The sequence below is a fragment of the Steroidobacter sp. genome (assembly GCF_016790065.1).
GTDB lineage: Bacteria > Pseudomonadota > Gammaproteobacteria > Steroidobacterales > Steroidobacteraceae > Steroidobacter.
The window spans coordinates 1-6745 of the sequence record NZ_JAEUPY010000456.1 but is presented as its reverse complement, the minus strand read 5'-3'; the positions used below and the strand labels follow the sequence as shown (position 1 = coordinate 6745).

Below are 6745 nucleotides of genomic sequence, written 5' to 3'. Positions count from 1 at the left end.
TCCAACGCCGAGGGGATGGTGGTCAGCGTTCGCGAGGGCCGCGTAATGGTCAGCAACGCTCAAGACAGAAACGTTGGCGAGGCGGGACAAGTGCTGCGAGTCAATGCCAATGGCGGTTGGAGCCGCGACGAGCTGTCGTCGACGGCGGCACACTGGCGGTGGGCATTCCAGGCCGGGGCGACTTTCCAGATCGACAATCAGTCGCTGGCGCAGTTCCTGCAATGGATCGCTCGCGAGACAGGACGGCAACTGAAATATTCGTCACTACAGGCCGAAGCGGCGGCGGCCACCGTTCGATTGCGTGGTTCCATCGATGGGCTCGATCCTGACGCGGCATTGACCGCCGTGCTCTTGACCACACAACTTCGACGCTATCAGACCACTGACTCAGAGCTGGCGATCGAACTTTCGCCGGTTGATTTCAGCAAACAGTAACGTCCAACTTCAAACGCCGCGACCACCCGTCGCGGGGCGAGCTGCGGGAGGTTGGATGAAATACTCGGCACGATGCTCGGTGCGTCTTGCCGTGGCCAGCGCACTGATCACAGCATCCCTCGCTGCCTTCGCCACCGAGCCTTCGACAAAAATCGCAGTTGTCGGGCCTCGCACGGATCAACATACCGGCATGCCGAGCGATGCCGAACTGCAAACGCGAGGGGCTCGCATCGGTCGTATCGAAGTGCAAGTCGATGACATCTTCGAGACGCAACCTGCACGATCGCTGGCCTCGCCATATCGTCTGGCGAATGCCCTGCACATCTCCACGCAGGAAGAAACCATCCGCCAGCAATTGCTCTTCGGCAGTGGCGAGCCTTTTCAGCGCCGCCTGCTCGACGAAACAGAACGTCTGCTCCGAGGGCAGCACTATTTGAACGACGCGACCGTCACGTCGACTCGCTATCACGAGGACAATACCGTGGACGTGCTGGTGCGCGTACACGATGTGTGGACCTTGAGCCCGGGCTTCTCCTTTGGCCGCAAAGGCGGTGAGAACCGGACTCGCCTGGAATTCGAGGACAGCAACTTTCTTGGCCTGGGCAAGCAAGTGTCTCTTGAGCGATCGAGTGACGTGGATCGCACCGCCTGGCGCTTGGCCTATGTCGATCCAAATCTGTTCGGCACTCGGTGGACGCTGTCGACCGCCTACTCGTCGATGAGCGACGGTTCCGAAAAACTGCTCGCGCTGTCGCGCCCCTTCTATTCCCTGGACTCGCGTTGGAGCGCGAACGTCGAAGCCGCCGACCTCACCAGTTCGATTTCTCGATACTCGCTTGGCAAGCGCGTCGAGCGCTTCAACATGCAGGAACGCGAGCTCGACATCGGTGGCGGCCTGTCGGAAGGACTCAGCAATGGCTGGGTGACACGCTACCTGGCAGGTTTCCGGTACGACGAGCGAGCGTTCGCGACGCGCACCGACGAGCCCAACGCCTTGCTGCCCGCCGGTCGGACACTCTCGTATCCTTGGGTGGGCGTCGAGATCCTGGAAGACAACTATCGCACGACGCGCAATCTCGATCAGATCGGTCGCACGGAAGATCTATACCTGGGGCGTAGTGTGCGATTGGAAGCCGGCTTTGCCAGCCCGGCGCTGGGATCGACACGCGATGCATTTATCCTCAACGGCGCCCTGACGGCCGGCGCGGCACTGGGCAACGAGCGCTTTCTCATCAACACCATTGGTACGCGCGGCCGTATCGAGGGCGGCGCGCTCGTCGACGCCGTGCTGGAGGCGGGCAGCCGATTCTATTTGCGACAGTCGCAACGCCGTGTGTTCTTCGCATCGGCCAATGCAACGGTCACGTCCAATCTCGATCCCGAGAAACAGCTTCTGCTGGGCGGCGACAACGGACTGCGCGGTTATCCGCTGCGCTATCAGGCCGGCTCGGCGAATGCGCTCATCTCCCTGGAGCAGCGATTCTATACGTCGTGGCAACCCCTGAAATTATTCAATGTTGGCGCCGCCGTGTTCTTTGACGCTGGCCGCTCCTGGGGACGCGATGAGTATGCGGCGCCGCCGGCGGGTTGGCTGAAAGACGTTGGCATCGGCTTGCGCCTCGGCAGCGCGCGTTCCGGGCTCGGCAGTGTTCTGCATATCGATCTGGCCATGCCGCTGGATCGCACCCGTGATATCGACTCAATGCAACTCCTGATCGAGAGCCGAAAGTCGTTCTGAGCATGTCGAACCGATCATTCTTCTGGCGCCATGTGCGCGCCCCCCTACTCCTTTTCGCGCTGATGGCCGGTGTGCTGGCCACGACGCCGCTCGATCGACAAATCGCGCATACCCTCTTCTTCGACGAAGCGCACTCCCGATGGCTCGGCGCCGGGACATGGTGGGCGAATGCGCTGATCCACAAGGGTGGGGCTTGGCTCGTACGTCTTCTCGTGGTAGGCGCGCTCGCACTGTGGGTCACGACCTATATCAAGCCGGGGCTGGCAACCTGGCGCAGACCTGCGTTGTATTTCGCTGTGTCGACGCTCCTCGGCGTAGGACTGGTCGGACTGCTCAAGGCGCTGACCAATGTCGACTGCCCCTGGGATCTTACCGAGTTCGGCGGGCGATTTTCGTTCATCGACTTATTCGAGCACCGGCCGGTAGCCTGGCGCCGCGCTCAGTGTTTCCCGTCGGGTCATGCGAGTGCGGGGTACGCACTGCTCGCCTTATACTTCACGTTCCGTGAACGTAGCCGCCGGGCCGGGCAGTTCGGATTGCTGGCGGGCCTTGCGGTGGGTCTGATCTTTGGGCTCGCTCAACAGTCACGGGGCGCGCATTTCCTCTCGCACGATGTCTGGAGCGCAATGCTGGTCTGGACCGCAGAGCTTGCGCTGTACACTTTCGCGTTCAAGGCCCGCCTGTGGGATCGATCACAATGGGAGAGCAATGAAGGCACTGCGGCGTCTCGCCTGCCTGACGGCGGGACTTGCAGTCTGCCACCCAGCGCTGGCCCAGTTGCAGGGGCGTAACGTCACCGACATTCTGAATGGATTGCGCGCCGAGGGACTGATCTTCATCTACAACACCCAGATCGTCCCGGACGATCTGAAAGTGACGCGTGAGCCACAGGCCACTCGAGGCATCGAGGTGGCGCGGCAGATTCTCGCTGAACATGATCTCGCCGTGTCCGAAGCTGCGCCGCGTGTTTACGCAGTGGTTCGCGATCCTCGCGCACGGCAGCGGATCACGACTCAACCGAGCCCCAGTGGCGAAACTGAACCGGCCGAAGAGATCGTCGTTCAAACCAGCCGCTACACCCTGGCGGTGGATACCGCCACACCCAAGGACTTCCTCACTCAGGATCAGGTGCAGGCCATGCCGCGGCTGGGCGATGAAACGTTGCGAGCCATGCAGCGTTTGCCCGGCGTCGCGACGAACGGAGTCTCCAGCCTCGGCTCCGTGCGTGGCGGTGAGCCCAAAGAAGCCGCCATCGTGTTGAACGGTTTGCGCTTGTACGAGCCGTTTCACCTGAAGAATTTCAACAGCCCCATCAGCCTGCTGGACTCACGAATCATCGACAGCATCGAGTACTACTCCGGCGGCTTCGCCGCACCGTTCGGGGATCGCATGAGCGCAATCATCGATGCCACCAGCATTCTGCCGCTACAACGCTACTACGAGGTCGGCCTGAGCTTCTTTCACTTCAACGCCTTGGCCGCAACGCCATTTGCCGGGGGACGGGGTCACGCCCTGCTCTCCGCTCGACGCAGCAATATTGGCGATCTCGCGCAGTTCTCCGAGCAGGATTTCGGCGAGCCCAACTATGCCGATGGCTTCGCGCATACCGATTACCAACTCAACGATGCCACCCGCGTATCGCTCGATGTCCTCGTCTCCGGCGATCAGTTCAACGCTAAACGACACCAAGGCACGCAGCGGGTGAAAACAAAATATCAAAATCTCTATTCCTGGCTGACGCTGAACCACGATTGGACGGACAACGCGTCGACCAACGTCATCGCATCGTTTACCGACCTGGACAACCGACGTCGCGGCCAGGTGAACGAGCCGGGTCTCCGACGCGGCGAAGTCTGGGATGATCGATCCTTCCACATCGCCGGCTTGCGACTGGAGAACTCGCTGCGAACCGGCGCCATCGAGCATCGATTCGGCGGTGAGGTACGACGGTTGTGGGGTGACTACGACTACCGGCTGGATCTCATGCAAGCGTCGAATGTACCGTTTCCGGGTTCGCCTCCGCTACAAACCTCGCGGGCCACGTCCGCTTCACCGGGAGGCTACGAGAACTCGGCGTACTGGGATTCGCAGACGACGCTCAGCAGCCGATGGACTATCGAGGCAGGCCTGCGCGTGGATCTTCAAACCTACGATGGCACGGGTGATGACGAACAATGGAGCCCGCGCTTCAGCGCGCTTTACACATTGTCGCCGCGCACGAAGTTTCGGGCGAGCTGGGGGCGTTTCTTCCAGTCACAGGGGATCAATGAGCTGCAAGTGGAGGATGGCGTCGATCAGTTCTATCCGGCCCAGCATGCCGACCACACCATCGTCAGCGTCGAGCACCTGCTCGACGTCGGCCTCGATATTCGCGTGGAGGCGTACCGCAAGCAGTATCGACACGTCTCGCCGCGCTTCGAGAACGTATTTGATCCGCTCGCGCTGTTTCCCGAAGCGGAGTTCGATCGCATCAGGATTGACCCCGACAGCGCCCGCGCCGAAGGCGTAGAGATACTGTTGCAAATGCGACCGCGCAACTCATGGAGCGGCTGGTTGAGCTATACGTGGGCACAAGTCGACGACCGTATCGGTGGGGCCGACGTTGCTCGGGGCTGGGATCAACGCCACGCACTGACCCTAGGGGTGACCTGGGCGAGCGGACCGTGGACCGCGACTTTAGTAAACAGCTTCCACAGCGGCTGGCCGACCACGCAACTTGCTGTCACTTCACAGGCGGGCGGCGGCCCCACGATGGACTTGAGCGCCCGTAACAGCACTCGCTTTGACAATTACAACTCACTGGATATCAGAGTCACCCGGACGTTTCTTCTGTCTCGCGGCGCGCTGGATGTCTTCGCCGAAGTCACCAATGCACTCTCTCGGAAAAACCCCTGCTGCGTGGAATACACGATCGCGCAAAACGAGGACGGCACTCCGAACTATGTGCGTGAGGTCAACTCCTGGCTGCCGCCAGTGCCCTCGCTCGGCGTGCTCTGGCGCTATTAACGACCACAAGTGTGACCTACGTCCCGCGGGCGCTGATGATGCTTGGTGGACGTGTGCAGCGAATCCCCCTTGGGCCCATGTGGTCAATACTGACTGCAGTCCCTCCCGCGGGACGCTGATCGCACTTTCGGCGGGACACTGCTGGGAATACTCCGCGACTGCGGCATAATGAAGCTATGTTCCGCAGCTCGCCTTTCGCGAAAACCCTATGGCTCCTGGCCATAGCGCTGCTATTGATACGCGTCGGCGAAGCCCATCTGCATCTGTGTCTCGACGGTGCCGACCGACTTGTAGCGTTTCATGTGAAAGACACGCCCAACCACGCGGGCGGGAAGGAAGTCTCGGGCAGCCACACCGATCTCGATTTGGCGGTTTCAGCTTCGGCATTGATCAAGAAGCTCGCGGTGGACGAGTTGCCGCCGGTCGCGTTTGCGTTTTTCTTCATTGCTCTGATCGTGCCACTAATGCACGGCTCGTGGCAGCCGACATCGTTAGTCACGCCCGCATTTTCCACTGCGCACTCCCGCAGACCGCCGCCACGTGGACCTCCCCGCTAATCCTCCCTTCTGACGCCCTCTACTGTCAGTTCATTGCCGGCTTGCAACGCAAGCTTGTGCGGAGGAATTTCGATGTCTGTTTCAGATTCATTCTTTCGATTTGGACGTCTCGTTGGCCGATGCGTGGTGGTTGCCACGATCGCCGTTGCTCTGAATGCCTGCGTTGTCGTTCCAGCGTCGCACAAGGCCAACTCGGATAAATCCTTCGACGAAGCGCTGCACTACTGCCGAGTGCGGCAACCCGGAAAACTCAACCGAAAAATACGGCTGCCAGCAACTCACAGCGGCGTCGCTCGCTGTTTAAAATTCCAAGGATGGTCCACTGACGGCACGCGGCTGACGCCACCAGATGTAGACCGGCAGTAGCGGGCTTCATTCCGATCCAGCGCGTCCCTTCTTGACGAAGCTCTCCGCTCGATCAAATCTGGACGACTGGATCGAAAACAGATCCAGAATCGTATCGAACACCGCTGGCTGACTGTATTCGGCACGCTCGACGATCGAGATTGGCACCGAGGCTTTGACGATCAGCGGGATCTGGGACTGCTCGTCCGGCAACGCCATGCCGGGCGGCATCCCGTGAAACATCACGCCGTCTTCCATCAACGATTCACCGTGATCGGACAGATAGATGAGCACGTACGGCACGCGGGACTGCTCCAGCGTGTGTATGGCCTGCCCCAGCACATAGTCGACGTAGAGAATCGTGTTGTCGTACGAGTTGTAGAGTTGCTCGAGCGTGCATTTCCCCGCCACGTCGGCGTCGCTGCACAGAGGTTTGAACTGTTGAAACTCTGGCGGATGCCGGTCGCTGTAAGACGGGCCATGGCTGCCGCCGCCGAGATGCAGGACGATGAATCGGTATCCCGAAGCGTAGTTGGCGAGGTTGCTCTGGAGCAGCGGAATCACGTCTTCGTCGTAACACTTGCCGCCGTGACCGCAATTAGTCGCCTTGGTTTCACCGACGGACGCGCAATTGTCGTAGAGCGTGTAGTTGACGTAGCACGAG

6 protein-coding genes are annotated in these 6745 nt (G+C 60.5%); 5 read left to right on the top strand and 1 reads right to left on the bottom strand.

All coding sequences use genetic code 11. From position 1 onward, the window contains the following. The 5 genes from JNL55_RS19100 to JNL55_RS19080 all read left to right on the top strand — a co-directional run. The coding region (locus JNL55_RS19100) for a hypothetical protein (RefSeq protein WP_293857270.1) at nucleotides 1-435 on the top strand (435 nt) is incomplete at its 5' end. Nucleotides 436-490: 55 nt separating this feature from the next. Continuing rightward, nucleotides 491-2173: a BamA/TamA family outer membrane protein gene (locus JNL55_RS19095; RefSeq protein WP_293857267.1), complete on the top strand. Its 1683-nt coding sequence runs from the start codon at nucleotides 491-493 to the stop codon at nucleotides 2171-2173. A 2-nt stretch (nucleotides 2174-2175) separates the two neighbouring features. Further along, the gene (locus JNL55_RS19090; protein WP_293857264.1) at nucleotides 2176-2964 is read left to right on the top strand and encodes a phosphatase PAP2 family protein; all 789 of its coding nucleotides are present in this window, start codon (nucleotides 2176-2178) and stop codon (nucleotides 2962-2964) included. Continuing rightward, nucleotides 2882-5179 (top strand): TonB-dependent receptor plug domain-containing protein, encoded by a 2298-nt coding sequence (locus JNL55_RS19085; RefSeq protein ID WP_293857261.1) that lies wholly within the window; start codon nucleotides 2882-2884, stop codon nucleotides 5177-5179. Before JNL55_RS19090 ends, JNL55_RS19085 begins: the two co-directional genes overlap by 83 nt. Before the next feature lie 176 nt (nucleotides 5180-5355). Continuing rightward, on the top strand, nucleotides 5356-5736 hold the full coding sequence (locus tag JNL55_RS19080) for a hypothetical protein (protein WP_293857258.1): 381 nt from the start codon (nucleotides 5356-5358) through the stop codon (nucleotides 5734-5736). Between the two features lie 372 nt (nucleotides 5737-6108). Here the strand turns inward: JNL55_RS19080 and JNL55_RS19075 are convergent. Then, on the bottom strand, nucleotides 6109-6745 hold a 637-nt coding region (locus JNL55_RS19075; protein WP_293857255.1), incomplete at its 5' end, for a sulfatase-like hydrolase/transferase.